We start from the raw sequence: 17,105 nt of genomic DNA on the forward strand, positions 1-17,105 counted from the left end.
CTGATGGCTGTACTAAGGTTGAGATTAGAAATGGCTTAATAACTTGAAGAAACGATAACGTTTGCTTAATAATGAACCTCATTCGTTAGCAAACTTGATTATCTTACCCTTACAGACAGTAATAGATTGAATAGTTGGGTAAATAAGTAAATAATAGCGCCCCGTTTACACGGGGCTTTTTTCTATCGGAGGCACAATGCTTTACCGTCTAGCCAGAACTGGCTTTTTCCAACTTGATGCCGAAAAGGCACATGATCTTGCAATTCAAAATTTCAAGCGCTTCACAGGCACACCTATTGATCTTTTGTATCGCCAACAATTACCTCACCGACCTGTAGAGTGCATGGGTCTTACTTTTAAAAACCCAGTTGGCCTTGCTGCTGGCCTAGATAAAAACGGCGAATGTATTGATGCATTTGGCGCAATGGGTTTTGGTTTCGTAGAAGTAGGAACAGTGACTCCACGTCCGCAAGCGGGTAACGACAAACCTCGTTTATTCCGTCTTGTTGAAGCTGAAGGTATCATCAACCGCATGGGTTTTAACAACTTAGGCGTCGACAACCTTGTTGAGAATGTTAAGAAGTCGAACTACGATGGCATCTTAGGCATTAACATTGGTAAGAATAAAGACACACCAATTGAAAAGGGCGCTGAAGATTACTTGATCTGTATGGAGAAGGTATATCAATACGCTGGTTACATTGCTGTGAACATCTCTTCACCAAACACTCCAGGACTTCGTTCTCTGCAATATGGCGAAGCACTAGACGATCTATTGTCTGAACTGAAAACGAAACAAACTGAACTGGAAGAGAAGCATGGTAAATATGTTCCTCTTGCTCTTAAGATTGCTCCGGATCTAAGTGACGATGAAATCAGCCAAATTTGTGAATCATTGATCAAAAATAAGATCGATGGTGTGATCGCAACAAACACGACATTGGATCGTTCAATCGTTGAAGGCATGAAGCATTGCGACGAAGCGGGTGGTCTAAGTGGACGTCCAGTTCAATCTCGCAGTACTGAAGTTGTTCGTAAACTTTATCAAGAGCTTGGTGACCAACTGCCGATCATCGGGGTAGGTGGTGTTGATTCGTATGTTGCTGCAAAAGAGAAAATGATGGCAGGCGCTAAGCTTGTACAAGTTTACTCTGGTTTCATTTACAAAGGTCCAGGCCTTGTAGGTGACATCGTTAAAAATCTTTAAACGGCAAGACGCTTTTATTTCTGAAAAGCGACAATCTGGCATCGTCTTAATAAAAGAGACACTGTAACTCACTGAGTTGTAGAGAAAAGCGACAAGAAAGAGGAATTCATTTCCTCTTTTTTTTTGCCTATTGCTCAGTAAAATTACTGTAATTGAAGGTAATTTTGCGTTTTACCTAATGGAATGGTTCAACAGTGTGAGACGAAATGATGCTTAAACCTAGCGATACATGGAGTTGGTATTACGATGAGCAGCAATGTTCATTAATGCTAAACCTCGGAGAGGATATGATTTTCAAAACGAATCTGGTCCGCAATAAGCTGGTGGACTGCGCGTTTCGAGATAATGAATTCACCGTTGATGACGCATCTTCATACCAAACCTTCAAAGAACAAATTTCTGGCTTAGAACTGTCTGAGCCTCGTCAAGCTGAATTAGCACTCTATTGTGTGGCAGCAAAGCGTTTCCATAAGCCTGTACAGCCTAAGAGTTGGTTCTTCGACTCACAAGGTACTGGCCATGAATATCCTCAAGAAGGGGATATTGTACAAATGAATAACGAGCATAGCTTAGGGTATTTCATTGTATTAGAAGTGGGAGAGTGTGCGAGCCTATGTGCATTTGTTGACCTAGAAGAGTTCCTGTTAACGCCTTCAAAAGGACTGCGATTTGGAGACTCAATCAAGGTGATGCACGATAGAATGGTAGACGCGAACGCTATCCTTCATCAGACACACATAGCGATGGTAGGTTAACCTCTAATCTAGCACATCATTTCAACCACGCATCGCAGCACACAAACGTATAAACCTTCCTCAGAATCGGCTCATTAGCCGATTTTTTTGTGCCTAAAAAACCTCATCCTGATAAATACATCACGGCTTAACCATTTAAATAGTGAACTTACGACTATTTTTTCACCTTAATTTCTGCCCGTTTTCATCGCCAGAAGAGTAAATCTACCGTCTTTATTCCCTGTTTTTGGTCTTTTGTAGCTAAATTTCATCCATAAATCTCCTTTGGTATATACCAGTTTTGAGGTGAATATAAATTCACATTGCTACTTTGGTTAATAAGTGGTCAGAAATGAAGTCGGTTTGATAGGTCTTATGTTCTAAGGGGATGTGGGTAAGCGATCGCTTCAAGACTGTGCATTTGCTAGCCAGTTAGTCGAAAGATTCAATGAAAAGACGTGTTTAGTGTGATGCTCTAGTTATAAATTCAGGTATAATCGAACTCATTTTTATCAATAAAAGAACACTATGAATCAATATCTAGCGGTTACCTCAAACGGCCTTGAGAATTTATTAGTTGAAGAACTAACCCAACTAGGGATTACAAACGCAAAACCTGTTCAAGCAGGTGTTAAATTCAAAGCGACCAATGAGCAAATTTATCGTTGTTGTTTGTGGAGCCGTTTGGCTTCTCGATTTGTACGTGTCCTTTCTGAATTCACTTGTATGGACGACATGGATTTGTACCTATCAACCACTGCGGTTAACTGGGTAAATCAATTCCATAGCTCTAAGCGTTTTGTTGTTGACTTCAATGGTACGAACAACGAAATCCGTAATAGCCAATACGGTGCGATGAAAGTAAAAGATGCCGTTGTTGATTGCTTTGAGAAGAAGTCTTTACCTCGTCCTTCTATTAGCAAAGAGAACCCAGACATTCGTATCCACGTTCGTTTACACCGTGATAAAGCGATTCTTGGTGTTGATATGGTAGGTAGCGGTCTTCACCAACGTGGTTACCGTCCTGAATCAGGTCGAGCACCACTACGTGAAACTCTTGCTGCCGCGATTCTTCTTCGTAGTGGTTGGGACGCAACTAAGCCTTTCCTAGATCCAATGTGTGGTTCAGGTACGTTAGTGATTGAAGCGGCGATGATGGCTGCAAACATGGCTCCAGGTGTTAAACGTCAGAAGTGGTGTTTTGAATCACTAGAAGATTTCGAGCCTGAGCTATGGGCTGAAGTGAAAGCTGAAGCGAACGTTCAAGGTCGTCGTGGTGTTAAGAAAGTGGAATGTAAGTTCTATGGCTACGACAATGATGAACGTATGATCAAAACTGCGCGTGACAATGCTCGTCGTGCCGGTGTTGAAGAGTTGATTGAATTCGAAGTAGGCGATGCTGCAAAGCTTAAGCGTCCCACAGAGTTTACTGATGGTGTGATTGTTTCTAACCCGCCTTACGGTGAACGTCTTGGTACCGAGCCGGGTCTTATTGCACTTTACACAGCATTCGGTGCACAGCTTAAAGCTGAATTTGGTGGCTGTAACGCATCTATCTTCTCTAGCTCAGACGAGCTACTAAGCTGCTTACGCATGCGTGCAGATAAACAGTTCAAGTTGAACAACGGTGCGTTACCGTGTCACCAAAAGAACTACTCAATTTCAGATCGTCCGATGTCAGAGCGTCCATCAGGCGAGCAAGAACAATTGATTGCACCTGATTTCGCGAACCGTCTTAAAAAGAACATCGGTAAAATTGGCAAGTGGGCTAAGAAAGAGCAATTAGATTGCTACCGTATCTACGACGCTGACCTACCAGAATACAATGTAGCGATTGATGTATACCCAGGTCACCTTGTGATTCAAGAATACGCAGCGCCTAAAGATGTACCGGAAGAGAAGGCAAAACGTCGCTTAACCGATATCATCCGTGCTTCTATTCAAGTAACAGGCGTAGAAGCAAACAACGTTGTGCTTAAAGTTCGTCAGAAACAGAAAGGCCGTTCTCAATACCAGAAATTGGCTCAAGACTCATCGAACTTAGAAGTGAACGAGTATGGCGTTAAGCTGATTGTTAATCTTCATGATTACCTAGATACCGGGTTGTTCCTAGATCATAAGATCACTCGTCGTCGTATCGGTGAGATGGCCGCAGGTAAGGATTTCCTAAACTTGTTTGCTTATACAGGAAGTGCATCTGTTCATGCTGCTGTGGGTGGTGCTCGTTCTACAACTACTGTTGATATGTCTAATACCTACCTAGAGTGGGCGAAAGAGAACATGGAGCTTAACGGTCGTGTTGGTCGTCAACATCAGTTTGTTCAAGCTGACTGTCTACAATGGCTAGCTAAAGAGCAGGGTTCTTATGATCTGATCTTTATCGATCCACCTACGTTCTCTAACTCAAAGCGTATGGATCAATCTTTCGATGTTCAACGTGATCACATTCAGCTGATGGAAAACCTTAAACGTCTTCTTCGTGAAGAAGGCACGATTGTGTTCTCTAACAACAAGCGTCACTTCAAAATGGACTTGGAAGCTCTAGATGAGTTAGGTCTTAAGGCTCAGAATATCTCAGCGAAGACACTTCCATTGGACTTCTCTCGCAATAAGCACATTCATAACTGCTGGTTGATTACACATAAGTAGTTAAGAGATCGTATAAGGATATATAGTGCTGACTCTCTACAGTACAGAAGGGTGCCATCTATGTGAGATGGCATTCCAACTCACGGAACAGTTAAACATTAGCCATCACGTCAACGTTGTTGACATTGCATTTGATGATGAGCTCTTTTCCCGTTACGGGGTCACTATTCCGGTGCTCAAATTTGAAAGCTCTGACCTTTCTCAAAGCTCAGAGCTTAACTGGCCATTTGGCTTGTTAGAACTTAATGATTGGTTAAAGAAGAATGGCATTACTTACAATTCATAATGGGCAATTAGCGTTTGGTGATCACCCATTATTAGATCGTGCGGACTTCGTGCTGCAAGAAAACGAACGTGTGTGTTTAGTAGGGCGCAATGGCGCTGGTAAGTCGACATTGATGAAAATCCTATCTGGAAACATCATCATGGACGACGGTAAGATGCAAATCACGCAAGATGTGGTTGTGTCTCGTCTAGAACAAGATCCACCGCGCAATGAGCAAGGTACCGTTTATGATTACGTTGCTGGTGGCCTAGCTGAAATCGGTGAACAGCTGAAGATCTATCATGATCTTCTGGATCTCATCGCGACAGACCCAAGTGAAAAGAATCTAAACCGCCTTACTCGCGTTCAAGAACAACTGGATCATGCTAATGCATGGCGTTTTGAAGATCGTGTAAGTAACGTATTGGCAGCACTTAAGCTGACTGCTGAAACCAAACTGACAGATTTGTCTGGTGGTTGGCAACGTAAAGCGGCACTTGCTCGTGCGCTTGTATGTGACCCTGACGTGCTTCTACTCGACGAACCGACTAACCACTTGGATGTTGCAACCATTGAATGGTTAGAGGGCTTCCTGAAAGACTTCCGCGGTTCAATCATCTTTATCTCGCATGACCGTGCGTTCATTAAATCGATGGCAACACGTATTGTCGATCTTGATCGCGGTAAATTGAGCTCTTTCCCGGGCGATTACGAAAATTACCTTGTTGAGAAAGAAGAGGCGCTTCGTGTTGAAGAAATGCAAAACGCTGAATTCGATAAGAAGCTTGCTCAAGAGGAAGTTTGGATTCGTCAGGGCATCAAAGCTCGTCGTACTCGTAACGAAGGCCGTGTTCGTGCGCTTAAGAAGCTACGTGAAGAACGTTTGAACCGTCGTGAAGTGCAGGGCAAAGCGATTATCCAAATCGACGATGGCCAGCGTTCAGGCAAGATTGTATTCGAAGCAGAAAATCTTAACTTTGGTTTTGAAGGCAAAGAGATTGTTAAAGACTTTAGCTTCAACATCATGCGTGGTGATCGTATTGCTCTGATCGGTCCTAATGGTTGTGGTAAGAGTACGGTACTTAAGCTGCTTCTTGACCAGCTTAAGCCTGATTCAGGTCGTTTGCATTGTGGTACTAAGCTTGAAGTCGCTTACTTTGACCAATACCGCGAAATTCTAGACCCTGAGAAGTCTGTAATTGATAACCTCGCGGATGGTAAGCAAGAAGTGACCGTAGGTGGCCGTGAGCGTCATGCTCTAAGCTACTTACAAGATTTCTTATTCTCTCCAAAACGTGCTCGCACTCCTGTTAAAGCACTATCTGGTGGTGAGAAAAACCGTCTGTTATTGGCGCGTATTTTCCTTAAGTCGAACAACTTGTTGATTCTCGATGAGCCAACCAACGATCTAGATATCGAAACTTTGGAACTTTTAGAAGATTTGCTTGCCAACTATCAGGGTACGCTGCTTTTAGTGAGTCACGATCGTCAGTTTGTTGATAACACAGTGATGACAAGTTGGATCTTTGAGGGTAATGGCGTTATTGAAGAATTTGTTGGTGGTTACCACGATGCTCAGCAGCAAAGAAAGCAAGCATTAGAGTACCGACAGGTTGAAAAGCCATCAAAGCCCGAGAAAGTAGTTGAGGAAACTCCCAAAACTGCGCCAGTTAAGGCTAAACCTAAGAAGTTATCGTATAAGCTACAACGAGAACTAGAAGCGCTACCAATGCGTTTAGAAGAATTGGAAACTCAAATTGAAACTCTTCAGGAAGAAGTCAACGATCCCAGCTTCTTTTCAAAATCTGTAGAGCAGACACAACCAGTTTTAGATAAGCTATCTGCAGCAGAGCAGGAGCTTGAAGTTGCTTTTGAGCGCTGGGAAGAGCTCGAGGCACTACAACAGGAAAGTTAAGAAGTAATAATGACTTGTACTAAATTTAAATTAACTACAGTTGCAGCATTAGTTTTAGCTGCAACTAATGCCAATGCTGCGCTTTACAAGGTCGTTGAAGTCACTCCTTCAATTACAGGTGCCTCTGAAATCTATGGTGTGGCGATTCAACCTGGTGTTGCGACAGACGGAACGAATGAGCTTGCGTTAGGTTGCTTCGATTCAGCTGCAACCAACTGTACCGATAGTGCATTTAAACTTGCTGGTGAGACTCGCGATACGCTTGAAGCGGTAAGTTATCGTGAAGAAGTACCATTCGCAATGGATGCACCATTTCAGTACATTCAAGAGCGTGATGATTTCGAAAACTATTGTTATCGAGAGCTGAGATATTCTACATGTGAAAGTTGGGCTGAAAACCGTTGGAATGATACTTGGAGTAAGGAAAGAAATGACCTTACTCACGTAAATGCGAAAGCGTTTGTTGAAGGTGGGGATACTTTTGAAACTCGCAATACGGTCATTAACTCTCTAGATAATAATGCTCAACCACTAGGTGTTAAATCTGAAGGTGGTATCCGTAATAATGCGATGTTTACGACGACGGCTGGGCCTACTGGCACCTCTGAAACTCGTGCATGGAAAGCGATTACGGCAAGCAACAGTACTGTTTATAATGTAGGTAGTGTATCTACGGCAGGTCCAAAAACAGACACTTCGGATACAACATTTAGCTCAAAAGCTGCTATCTGGGATGGTACTACAACAAAAGAGATTGATTGGATCAGAAGTGGAAATGCTCAACAAGATGAATACTTTGCCCAAGGCAGTATGCGTTCAATTGTTGAATCAAACTCTGTTTTCTATGGTGTTGGCTATAATACAGCAGATGGCAATGGCGACCTACAAGACATGAATGCCAGTGTTTTTGTGAGCGATTCACTTGACCTTACCAGCGCAACATGGACAACTACACAAATTAGCGGTGCAGAGGTTAAGTCTGGTTCATCGAATGACGATGCTAGATACAGTAACTCCGTTGCGACTGATATTAACCAGAATTTGTTTGCTGTTGGTTATTCTAAGCGTAATGGTTATGTGCCAGAAAGTGGTAGTGCGGGTAACAAGATTTTTGTTGTAACTGATGCTAAAAACCCGACAGCAACGTATTTGTCTGGTGGTATATTCTTCGGCGGTTCGAGCGGTGAAGCTAAAGCAGTTAACAACTTTAATGAGTTTGTTGGCCAAATAGATGCAGAAACCACTCGTGAGGTTGATGGTAGTGAAAGAAGACACAGAGGCTTTATATATCCTTATAACGTGTCTTCATCAACTGAAGCTCGTCGTGTAGACATCTTTAACGGTCAGGCTTGGTGGTTAGATGATCTAACAAATGATGGCAATGTTTCCGGAGAGAACAACAAGTTCCGAATTATTGATGCTACTGACATTAACGATGCTGGTGTGATCTCTGCTACTGCTATCAAATGTACAGTTGGAGGAACGACTCAACCGTATGACACAACGTCTCACAACTCATACTGTGGTGGCGCGTCATCTAACGCGGTAGAAGAGGTTGTTGCAGTTAAGCTTGTACCAATTGCCGGTGCAACTAAAGCTGATATCCAAACTCGTAGTGCCGACTCAGAGAAAGTTGATCGTCAAGGTGGTAGCCTAGGTTGGTTAACTTTGACTGTGCTTGGTCTGTTAGGGTTCCGCAGAAAATTTAAATAATTTATCTCTTGGGCCCGAGTTCACAATTCTGAACTCGGGCTTTTTTTCGCCTTGAGAAAAGTGAAAATTTGACCGATTCTTAAAGTTGGAGTCACAAAAACTCCGTAAAGTTGTAATCATTGTATGTTAGTAAATGGAACACCCGTATGAGGACTGCACTATGAAGAGACAAAAGCGTGATCGACTAGAACGAGCACAATCTCAAGGCTACAAGGCTGGTTTAAATGGACGGTCGCAAGAAGCTTGCCCATATAGCCAAATGGATTCTCGGTCTTATTGGTTAGGTGGATGGCGTGACGCCAAAGATGACAAGCAATCAGGTCTCTATAAGTAGATAGGGCGTAAAGAATTCAAGGTCAGGGCTCCATTGTCTGTTGATTACAACGGCTGGAGCCTTGTTAGTTTCAGAACAATACAAAGACTCCCAGAGCTATGTAGCATTCTAGTTTCGCTATCATAAGCGTATCGCTGGTGGATTTATCCTGTTTCAAGCTTAATACGGGATATTTTAATGCACTATAACTAAATTTATTGGAACGAAAATAAAGCAGCCATGGGCTGCTTTACTAAAAATCTAACTATTAGATTAGAATGCTGACGTATCTTGGAAAAGGCCAACTTTCAAATCTTTAGCAACGTAGATCTCTTTACCATCAACAAGTACGCGACCATCCGCAAGGCCCATAACTAGACGACGGTTAACAACACGCTTCATGTGGATCTCGTAAGTTACTTTTTTCGCAGTAGGTAGAATTTGACCAGTGAATTTCACTTCGCCAACACCTAGAGCACGGCCTTTACCTTTGCCGCCAACCCAACCAAGGTAGAAGCCAACAAGCTGCCACATTGCGTCAAGACCTAGACAACCGGGCATTACTGGATCACCAGGGAAGTGACAGTCGAAGAACCATAGGTCAGGAGTAATATCCAGCTCAGCAAGAACTAAACCTTTACCGTAGTCACCTTCAGTTTCAGACATCTTAGTGATGCGATCCATCATTAGCATGTTCGGTGCTGGTAGTTGAGGGCCTTGTGGCCATAGTTCGCCTTGGCTTGATGCTAGAAGCTCTTCGCGAGTGTAAGAATCACGTTTGTTTTGCATTATCAATTACTCCGATTTTTGATAGGTGCATATTAGTGAACAGGTGTACGCTAAACAAGTCCGATCAGTACTAGACAAACCAGTTTTTAATGCGTCCAACGATTCCAATAGGGTGCTCATGTCTTTCAAAGTTTTCAATACGTTCCGCGATTTTACTCAGAACGCTTTCTTGTTCATCGTCTCTAAATGGTTTGTTCATAATGAGAGGAATTGCTTCGTCTACATTAGACACAGACCAAATATGGAATTCTTCATTCTTAATGCTTTCAATAAGGTCAGGCTTTAGTGCAAGATGCCTTAAGTTCGATCTTGGAAGGATCACACCTTGTTCGCCTGTTAAGCCGTTGTGCTTACACACATGGTAGAAGCCTTCGATTTTCTCGTTTAGCCCGCCAACAGCTTGCACACGTCCAAATTGGTCAACTGCACCTGTAACCGCAATTTGTTGATTGATAGGGTATTCAGACAAAGCACTAACCAGAGAACACAACTCCGCAAGAGAAGCACTATCGCCATCTACTTCGCAGTAAGACTGCTCAAATACTACGGAAGCTGCGTATGGTAATGGATCTTCAAGGTTTAGTGCGCTGCTCACAAATGCTTGCATGATCATCATGCCTTTAGCATGAAGATTACCACCCAGCTCGGCTTTGCGCTCAACATCGGCAATATCACCATCACCAAAGTGAATAACACAGGAAATTCGTGCAGGTTCACCATACGATATTGGGTGTCCCGGTACATCGATGACCGTCAATCCATTAACTTGACCAACTTGTTCACCTTCAGTTTCGATAATGACTTGGCCATCACGAATATCATCAAGGGCGCGTTCTGGTAGATAAGATTCACGGTTGTATTTGTGCTGTTGAGCTTGCTGGATATGGTGAATATCAATCTCACCATTGTCGGCTTCAATCAAAGCTTCGTTCAATAACGCGTTGTGCCAAATAGGGCACAGTGGGATATAGCTTTGATCTTCGGTTTCTCTTGCTCCGGCAGTAAGAATGCCAGTCAACGCTTGTTGCGTGATGTTTGGTAATTCATAGCGTTGTTGAAGCCACTTAAGGTAACCAAGATATTGAGTCAGAGTGTCTTCTGAGAGCTTAATGTCCTGTTCAATTTCGCTGAATAGGCAAAAACCGGTTTGAATATCGCTGTCTAGGTAATCAAGGTCACCTAGTTGAGCTCTGTCTCCAACCACAATCAACTTAATGTTGTAAGTCAAAGGCAAAGTCGGGGATTGGTTCAAGTGCTCTGGATTACTGCTGATTGGTTCTACGGCTTCACCAAGCAGTGCTGATTTAAGCAGTAACCAGCTTCCTGGGTTGGCCAAGATCAAGTTTGCTGAAACGATCAGATAGCCGTTGTTTGCTCTAGCCAGTAGGCCGGGCTTTGTCGCTACAACCTTACCGTCTTTTGACTGAACTTGGTCAAACAGAGAGACAGCATTTAAAGACTCAGTTTTTATAACCGGTAGAGTGTGATCATCTAAAGCAGTGACTAGAGATTCAACAATCATTTGACGATAGATCGAATTGTCTGGAGCGTTTACAAGTAAAACACGCGAAAGGTTAGACAAACGGACAAAGCGGGTTAGCGCATCTTTGAATCTATGTTGAATATCTGAAAACGGGAAAGGCGAGATGTCAGGGAATTGCTCTAATTGAGCGCTATATTCGTCGTACTGAGGCGTAACATGTCGCCAATCTACTTGAGTCATTTAAGTTTCTGATTATGATAATGAGGTAGGGAGTATATAGAAAAACCGATCTCGCTTGTAGCTCTATGTTGTAGTTACTAATCACTAAGCTAATATAAGTATGATCTTGGTCTATTCTTTCAAGATCATAATTGTTAAATAGCCTATTTTGGGTTACGCTGTCACTAGGATTAACTCTCGAGATTAGACATGAAATATCAGCAACTTGAAAACTTGGAATGTGGTTGGAAATGGAACTATCTGGTCAAAAAATGGAAAGAAGGCGAGTCGATCACCTGCCACATAGATTCAAGTGAAGCTGACGTTGCTGTTAAAGCCTTATTGAAGCTTGAACACCAACCTACAGGTGTCCCTGAGTGGATATCTAACAACATGTCTCCTGAGCTCGATAACAAGCTTAAACAAGCGATCAGAGCTAAGCGAAAACGCCACTTCAATGCTGAACAAGTTCATACAAAGAAGAAATCAATCGACCTTGATTACCGTGTATGGGAAAAGCTATCTCAACGTGCGAACGAGCTAGGTTGTACGCTCTCAGATGCCATCGAGTATTTGGTTAGCGAAGCGTCTCGTAGTGAGAAGGCCAGCAAGACGGTGACTAGCCTCAAAGAAGACTTAAGCAAGCTCCTTTCTGACGATAAATAACCATCAACAGTAGTGGTGACATTATGATGTACGTAATCTTAATCGGTGCGGTATTAGTTTTTTGGTTAGTAGCAGTCGACCGACCGGTATTGAAAATTAAATTTAGCGACGGGGCGATCGAACAAGTTAAAGGGCATCTTCCACCGAGCTTTAAACACAACCTTCAAGAGATTGGTCATAACAATACCTTTAAAGGCGAGCTAAAAGTGTATGCAAAACGTTCTGGTTACAATCTCAAGTTCACTAAAGATGTTCCTAAAAACGTACAGCAACGTATTCGTAACGTGTTCCCGCATAATGGTTTTAAGTCTAAAGGCTCAAAGAAAGCGTAATCGTTGAGAGTTACGCGTTAGCTGGTCAATATTCATACTAAGTTAATCCTTCATTTTTCTTAAATCTCCGCATACTGTTCTCACCCTCAACAAAGAGAGAGCAGTATGAGATATCTAGTATTACTATTATGTTTTTTATCCCCAGTCGCTTTTCCCGACGATGCATTGGTTAATCCTGTAGCTAAAAAGATAAAAGTCACCGTCATGAAAGGGCTCAACAAGAGTAATGTTGATTTCGAGGGTTATTGCGATCTGATGATTGAGATGAAGCACTCTAAAGGTTATGCAAGAATCAAAAAGGTGAGAACGTCTGGAGATAGTAAAGTTTGCAAGCAGGCGAAAAAACACCTACCGACGAAGAAAAGGTTCAAATACAGCTTTCCAGAAAAGTATATCCGGCTACATATCACACACTAGCCACTCTCAACGCACTATAACTAAATATCCTTGATTTTATTGAAACAATTTCGTGAACCAATCTCTAATTTCTATTAATATTAGTTTTGTTATAAAGGCAGGATATGCCGATACAAGAGCATTTACGGCAAAGGAAAGTCACGGTTGTTGTTAGCAAATAAAAGTTATACCCCTGAAGTAGTTGAGATCTCAAGGAAGGTCTCAATCAATGTTGAAGCTCGCTTTAATCGATGGTTAATCTCACCTGAATATAAGCTCGCACAATCTACAGTAGACACGTTACTAAGTTTGGAAAATAGGTATTGTGATAGTGTCATATTTGATGAATCTGACCGCATATCTCACAATCAACGTATTTTATTGCGCTGCGAGCAGGATAGAGTCAATGCTCATCGTGAAAAAGTCGACGCGAAGCAACAAACCTTACGATACGTTATCGATGATGTCAGCAATGCCGCTTCTGCGCTAATGCTTGAGAAGCTTCAAGGTACCTTAATAAGTTCGTTGTTTTCAGACTTACCCGATTACAATCAGTTCGCTAGTGTTGCGTATTCGCCATCTTTAAACTTTTCCAAACTCCATGAAATATCCGCGAAAAGTAGGCCATTGAGCTCAAGTTTAATCGAGTTTGTTTCCAATCAAGAGTTTGCAGATAAATATGGAAAGAAATCTAAGGTAATTCTCGATCCAAAAGTTGCAGCACGACAAATAGGAATAGAAAATTGTCGTTTATTGTTCCCATTGTTAATGAGTCAACAGCTGATTAAGTGGAATGATGGCAACATTAAACACATCACACCTAAGGTTTGGCAACACTTGGTCGTGACGTCAAATGCGACTCGAATTCGACTTCAAGAAACGTCGGTTAAAGATCCTAACGTAGGCATTTTACTTGGTGTGTTGAGAGTTCTGCCTTTGTTTTTAATTTGTAACCACTTTTCTTCAACGTTTGAAGACGCATTGGTAAAAACGATGCTTGGTTATCGTGAAGCAAGTGACAAGCATGACGAATATTATGCTTGTACTGAGGTGATGCCAAACACACAGTTTCTTGAATCAATGGTCGAGCAGCTAGAGCTTAAGCTACTAAAAAACCTCGTTGAATTTATAGATTGGAGCCCTGGAAATCAGTTCATCAAGAGGGCACTTCTAGAGGAAGTGAATGACATTCCAGTACTTGAGCGAACGGTTTATGGTGCAGCTTTGGCTCAAGGTAGAAAATATTCTGTTTTCGAGGCGTTAGATAATAGTGAACTATTTAACGTTAAGCACCGACCTTATTGGTTTTCAACTGTTCAAATGTCTATCGCGACGATTGAGCAGATGCAAGATAAAGTACTGGGAAAGCTTACGGTGAACATGTAATAAAAAGAGAGAGTCTCATTAATGTCGCTCTCTTTTTTGTTGCGCTGTAACTTTATGTGAATGTCTTGTTTTGGCGCTAAACAGTAGGATTACACTCTACTTAACTGACCACTTCGAAGGTAAACGACTCTTGCTTTGCTATTGCGTGTTTAACAGGGATACCAAGGCGCTGGCAAGTCATCAGAACTTTCAATTTCCTGTCGGCAGGAGCGTGCTCTGACAGAATCACCGAGCTTAGGCACTCTCTATTAAGGTAGAGTTTATTTTCGATCATCTCGTCATCAGGTAATACCCAGCGGTATTCCTTTTCATAACGCCAATTAGAATGCTTAATTTTGAATATCTCAGCTCCCAGTCTTGATGTTTGTAAACCTCTTAGCGATGCCGGGCGGAACATATTCGGTTCGTCTTCATACTGGACTTCAAAACAGTTGAGATTGGCCTCGCCGTTATAGCAGTTGAGATCATACTCGATACACATGCCTTTAAAGTTGTCACCATACTGCGACCATAGTATTGGGTGGTCGTTCGACTGAGAGAAACACATGATCTTAAAGTTTTGTTGAAGCTCTTTGTTGAATGCGTGGTTAGATTCAAAAGGGTTATTAAAAGTTTTAGCGTAATCAAACCACAACGAACACTCGGAAATAGATTGTATGTTTCTGTCGTGGAGCGATCTGAACTTATAAAGTTTAGGCAACATATCAAACACCTAGTTTACAAAATTGCCTGATGTTAACACTTTAATTTACTTTTAAGGATTGAATGCATAGCATTTGATTGCTTAATCACCAAATTTATTCGTATAACTGTTTGATAGATAAAAATTTAAACACGAAATAGTAGCCTGTTAAAGTGGTTTATTTTGCGTTAGGGGCAAAGCGTTCAAGTTGTAACTTTTTACAGAAGATACAACGTAACTTGTTGGATTGCTCGGAAGTTTTAACAACTCCTTCTTGAGGCTGAAACTAGCTACAGCCCAGAAAGGCCGAAAATTGATGGCATACGGCCTTACCAATGAGAGTGCGATAGTGTGTTTAACGCTTTATCTAGCGATGACGTAAGTCGATTGGTCTGACACGTCTGTTGATGCAATGCCGAAGTGCGCTAACGGACAATTGATTTAGGTGTCAGTGTTTTATCTGAAGATATTAATGCCACAGCGTTTGCCCTTTTAAGTGTGAAGGATCACGCGGTAACTTACGTAATGTGAATTCATCTCTGAGATAAGATTTAGCGAAGTTCTTTCGCTTCTTTCCCAATGCTGGCAAGTCGCCTAACACTTTAACAATACCTTTAACTTCCAGTGAATCAAAACTATAGCCTTGATCAAGAAGGAGCTCCAATACTGGATAGAGTTTTTTATATACCCGAGTTGCTTCAGCTTTTGAATCTCGTCTTACTTTTCTCTTCGCCTGCAATGAATCGAGTAGAGAGAGCCTTCCCAACATGCCAAGTATATTGGATACATTAATTATGACGTTCGTAACGTAGATACTTAGAACGAGTTCGATGCAAAAGATAACGTAGTACTCAGTAATAAATATTTGGTCACTGTACAGGATGACCGGGTAAACATTCTCTAAGATCGTCATGCCAACAAAACTAACACCGATCAAGATTCGATAATTAGAACTGATAACGTCCACATTAGTGAATCGTAAGAACAAACAAATAATGGCAACGTATGTGATAAACGCAGAAACAAAGGAGATGACTTGCTCACCAGTACTCGCCACCATTAGGTCAACATTAAAGAAAGTAGATCCGATGATTAGTAGTGCGCATAAGATAATTGCTTGCTTTTGGTCATTGTTTGTTTGCAAAATTTTGGCTCCGATTTAATACAGCGACGGAGTATAGATGAAACTTGCAACTACTTTTATATCATTGATTTAAAATGGTTATTTTGACTACCTGATTGGTGGTATTGATTGGTTCATTGAATCGAGAAACCGTGTTTTTGATAGGACTCGTTCTTTGCTACATAAAAACAAATGCTCATACCAACTCAATCAGGAGGGCTTAAGCTAACTTGACGGCCACAAACGTCCAAGTCGTCATCAATCCGGGCATGCGATTGATTTCGTGGCTTACGATGAAAACAACAACGTGACATTGGACTTTTGGGGCGGTGAATGGAAAAGCATTAGAGATGGTCCACACGTTGAATTGAATCGTTTGGTGTACCCATGATTAGCGCGTTACTGAATCTTGTGATCGGTAGCGTAGCGACGTATAAACAGCTTAATCAATAACTGAATCTTAGGTTCATCAAGCGGCCAGTTGCATCATCAATGAACACCAATAGGCAGCATTTGTCGCTTCGGCCTTCAAACCAGTCATGATGTGAGCCATCTATCTGAATCAATTCTCCAAGACAGTCTCGACGGTAACGAGGTTGATAGACTCTAGGTTTTCGTTGTGAGTGCGGGATCCAAAGATTGTCGGCAATCATCCATTGGCGAAGTGTCTCTAACGAGATAGCTAAATTATGATTTTCTATGATCTTTTCACGTGCAAATGTGGGCGAGAAATCAGAATAGTGTTTATGGATAGTCGAAAGAATCTCTTTGCGATATTCGTCAGAATAACGCCGATTACTGGGTTTACCTCTAGAAGCATGGGTTAAACTAGCCGCACCATGTTCACGTAGTTTGTTCATTAACCTTTGAACTTGACGCTCACTTAACGAAAGTATCTCTGCCGCATCAGTACGACGCAAACGATGTTCACAGACGTCTTGAATAACTTTGAATCGACTAATTTCTTTTTCACTCATGGCAATCAACATCTCAGTAGTCCTTAGTAACCGAAGCTGGTACATGAAATGTAGTCAGCAACCAGTACTAAGGTGACATTTTAATCTAGCTCAAAAGTGACATTACTATCTGGGGCTTACACTCAGATTCAGTGCGTATTATGTATATTATGTTAAATTGACTTTGGCTTTTACAAGGCAGGTCTTTGTGTGATGCCCTGCCTTTTGTTTATCTACCAAATTGGCGTTCTATTTAACAGTAAGGCTATTTACCATA

15 protein-coding genes and 2 pseudogenes are annotated in these 17,105 nt (G+C 41.8%); 12 read left to right on the plus strand and 5 right to left on the minus strand.

The features are described from left to right. Positions 1–196 precede the first annotated feature (196 nt). The 7 genes from pyrD (at position 197) to rmf (ending at position 8,817) form a co-directional block, all read left to right on the plus strand. Positions 197–1,207 (plus strand): quinone-dependent dihydroorotate dehydrogenase, encoded by a 1,011-nt coding sequence (gene pyrD / locus ACED41_RS05300; RefSeq protein WP_136974293.1) that lies wholly within the window; start codon positions 197–199, stop codon positions 1,205–1,207. A gap of 206 nt (positions 1,208–1,413) precedes the next feature. After that, positions 1,414–1,962, plus strand: a complete 549-nt coding sequence (locus ACED41_RS05305; RefSeq protein ID WP_017063848.1) for a cell division protein ZapC — start codon at positions 1,414–1,416, stop codon at positions 1,960–1,962. Positions 1,963–2,469: 507 nt separating this feature from the next. After that, on the plus strand, positions 2,470–4,590 hold the full coding sequence (gene rlmKL / locus ACED41_RS05310) for a bifunctional 23S rRNA (guanine(2069)-N(7))-methyltransferase RlmK/23S rRNA (guanine(2445)-N(2))-methyltransferase RlmL (RefSeq protein WP_017059679.1): 2,121 nt from the start codon (positions 2,470–2,472) through the stop codon (positions 4,588–4,590). A 25-nt stretch (positions 4,591–4,615) separates the two neighbouring features. Beyond that, on the plus strand, positions 4,616–4,876 hold the full coding sequence (locus tag ACED41_RS05315) for a glutaredoxin family protein (RefSeq protein WP_019823251.1): 261 nt from the start codon (positions 4,616–4,618) through the stop codon (positions 4,874–4,876). After that, on the plus strand, positions 4,854–6,770 hold the full coding sequence (locus tag ACED41_RS05320) for an ABC transporter ATP-binding protein (RefSeq protein WP_017068914.1): 1,917 nt from the start codon (positions 4,854–4,856) through the stop codon (positions 6,768–6,770). The genes ACED41_RS05315 and ACED41_RS05320 overlap by 23 nt, the downstream gene beginning before the upstream one ends. Before the next feature lie 9 nt (positions 6,771–6,779). Beyond that, complete coding sequence (locus ACED41_RS05325; RefSeq protein WP_371724604.1) at positions 6,780–8,483, plus strand: DUF3466 family protein; 1,704 nt, start codon at positions 6,780–6,782, stop codon at positions 8,481–8,483. Between the two features lie 160 nt (positions 8,484–8,643). Next, on the plus strand, positions 8,644–8,817 hold the full coding sequence (gene rmf, locus ACED41_RS05330; RefSeq protein WP_017059676.1) for a ribosome modulation factor: 174 nt from the start codon (positions 8,644–8,646) through the stop codon (positions 8,815–8,817). Between the two features lie 252 nt (positions 8,818–9,069). Here rmf and fabA read toward each other — a convergent pair whose 3' ends face one another. Both fabA and ACED41_RS05340 read right to left on the minus strand, forming a co-directional pair. Beyond that, positions 9,070–9,585 (minus strand): bifunctional 3-hydroxydecanoyl-ACP dehydratase/trans-2-decenoyl-ACP isomerase, encoded by a 516-nt coding sequence (gene fabA, locus ACED41_RS05335; protein WP_371724605.1) that lies wholly within the window; start codon positions 9,583–9,585, stop codon positions 9,070–9,072. 70 nt (positions 9,586–9,655) lie between these two features. Further along, positions 9,656–11,308 (minus strand): AAA family ATPase, encoded by a 1,653-nt coding sequence (locus ACED41_RS05340; protein ID WP_371724606.1) that lies wholly within the window; start codon positions 11,306–11,308, stop codon positions 9,656–9,658. 189 nt (positions 11,309–11,497) lie between these two features. Between ACED41_RS05340 and matP the strand changes: the two genes are divergently transcribed. The 4 genes from matP to ACED41_RS05360 all read left to right on the plus strand — a co-directional run bounded on the left by matP (position 11,498) and on the right by ACED41_RS05360 (position 14,067). Further along, positions 11,498–11,953, plus strand: a complete 456-nt coding sequence (gene matP, locus ACED41_RS05345) for a macrodomain Ter protein MatP (protein ID WP_065585052.1) — start codon at positions 11,498–11,500, stop codon at positions 11,951–11,953. 23 nt (positions 11,954–11,976) lie between these two features. Then, on the plus strand, positions 11,977–12,285 hold the full coding sequence (locus ACED41_RS05350; protein ID WP_017059672.1) for a DUF3634 family protein: 309 nt from the start codon (positions 11,977–11,979) through the stop codon (positions 12,283–12,285). A 105-nt stretch (positions 12,286–12,390) separates the two neighbouring features. Then, on the plus strand, positions 12,391–12,702 hold the full coding sequence (locus ACED41_RS05355; RefSeq protein WP_017059671.1) for a hypothetical protein: 312 nt from the start codon (positions 12,391–12,393) through the stop codon (positions 12,700–12,702). Between the two features lie 144 nt (positions 12,703–12,846). Continuing rightward, on the plus strand, positions 12,847–14,067 hold the full coding sequence (locus tag ACED41_RS05360) for a hypothetical protein (protein WP_065585053.1): 1,221 nt from the start codon (positions 12,847–12,849) through the stop codon (positions 14,065–14,067). A gap of 100 nt (positions 14,068–14,167) precedes the next feature. On the opposite strand, the gene ACED41_RS05365 is transcribed toward ACED41_RS05360, so the two are convergent. Together ACED41_RS05365 and ACED41_RS05370 are read right to left on the minus strand one after the other, a co-directional pair. Then, entirely contained in the window at positions 14,168–14,770 is a 603-nt protein-coding gene (locus ACED41_RS05365) for a DUF2971 domain-containing protein (protein WP_371724607.1), read from the minus strand. A 448-nt stretch (positions 14,771–15,218) separates the two neighbouring features. After that, the gene (locus tag ACED41_RS05370; RefSeq protein WP_108100428.1) at positions 15,219–15,893 is read right to left on the minus strand and encodes a hypothetical protein; all 675 of its coding nucleotides are present in this window, start codon (positions 15,891–15,893) and stop codon (positions 15,219–15,221) included. Between the two features lie 208 nt (positions 15,894–16,101). Here ACED41_RS05370 and ACED41_RS05375 point away from each other — a divergent pair. After that, a pseudogene (locus tag ACED41_RS05375) lies at positions 16,102–16,263 on the plus strand (M15 family peptidase); the annotation flags it as partial. Positions 16,264–16,324: 61 nt separating this feature from the next. Here ACED41_RS05375 and ACED41_RS05380 read toward each other — a convergent pair. Further along, positions 16,325–16,849, minus strand: a pseudogene (locus ACED41_RS05380) (helix-turn-helix domain-containing protein); the annotation flags it as partial. Between the last annotated feature and the right edge of the window lie 256 nt (positions 16,850–17,105).

The sequence above is a fragment of the Vibrio sp. 1F255 genome, assembly GCF_041439145.1.
Taxonomy (GTDB): Bacteria; Pseudomonadota; Gammaproteobacteria; order Enterobacterales; family Vibrionaceae; genus Vibrio; species Vibrio crassostreae_C.

Bases quoted from the DNA above. Each gene is read 5' to 3' on its own strand.
- pyrD (WP_136974293.1), top strand. From the start codon at position 197: ATGCTTTACCGTCTAGCCAGAACTGGCTTTTTCCAACTTGATGCCGAA.
- ACED41_RS05305 (WP_017063848.1), top strand. From the start codon at position 1,414: ATGATGCTTAAACCTAGCGATACATGGAGTTGGTATTACGATGAGCAG.
- rlmKL (WP_017059679.1), top strand. From the start codon at position 2,470: ATGAATCAATATCTAGCGGTTACCTCAAACGGCCTTGAGAATTTATTA.
- ACED41_RS05320 (WP_017068914.1), top strand. From the start codon at position 4,854: ATGGCATTACTTACAATTCATAATGGGCAATTAGCGTTTGGTGATCAC.
- ACED41_RS05325 (WP_371724604.1), top strand. From the start codon at position 6,780: ATGACTTGTACTAAATTTAAATTAACTACAGTTGCAGCATTAGTTTTA.
- rmf (WP_017059676.1), top strand. From the start codon at position 8,644: ATGAAGAGACAAAAGCGTGATCGACTAGAACGAGCACAATCTCAAGGC.
- fabA (WP_371724605.1), bottom strand. From the start codon at position 9,585: ATGCAAAACAAACGTGATTCTTACACTCGCGAAGAGCTTCTAGCATCA.
- ACED41_RS05340 (WP_371724606.1), bottom strand. From the start codon at position 11,308: ATGACTCAAGTAGATTGGCGACATGTTACGCCTCAGTACGACGAATAT.
- matP (WP_065585052.1), top strand. From the start codon at position 11,498: ATGAAATATCAGCAACTTGAAAACTTGGAATGTGGTTGGAAATGGAAC.
- ACED41_RS05350 (WP_017059672.1), top strand. From the start codon at position 11,977: ATGATGTACGTAATCTTAATCGGTGCGGTATTAGTTTTTTGGTTAGTA.
- ACED41_RS05355 (WP_017059671.1), top strand. From the start codon at position 12,391: ATGAGATATCTAGTATTACTATTATGTTTTTTATCCCCAGTCGCTTTT.
- ACED41_RS05365 (WP_371724607.1), bottom strand. From the start codon at position 14,770: ATGTTGCCTAAACTTTATAAGTTCAGATCGCTCCACGACAGAAACATA.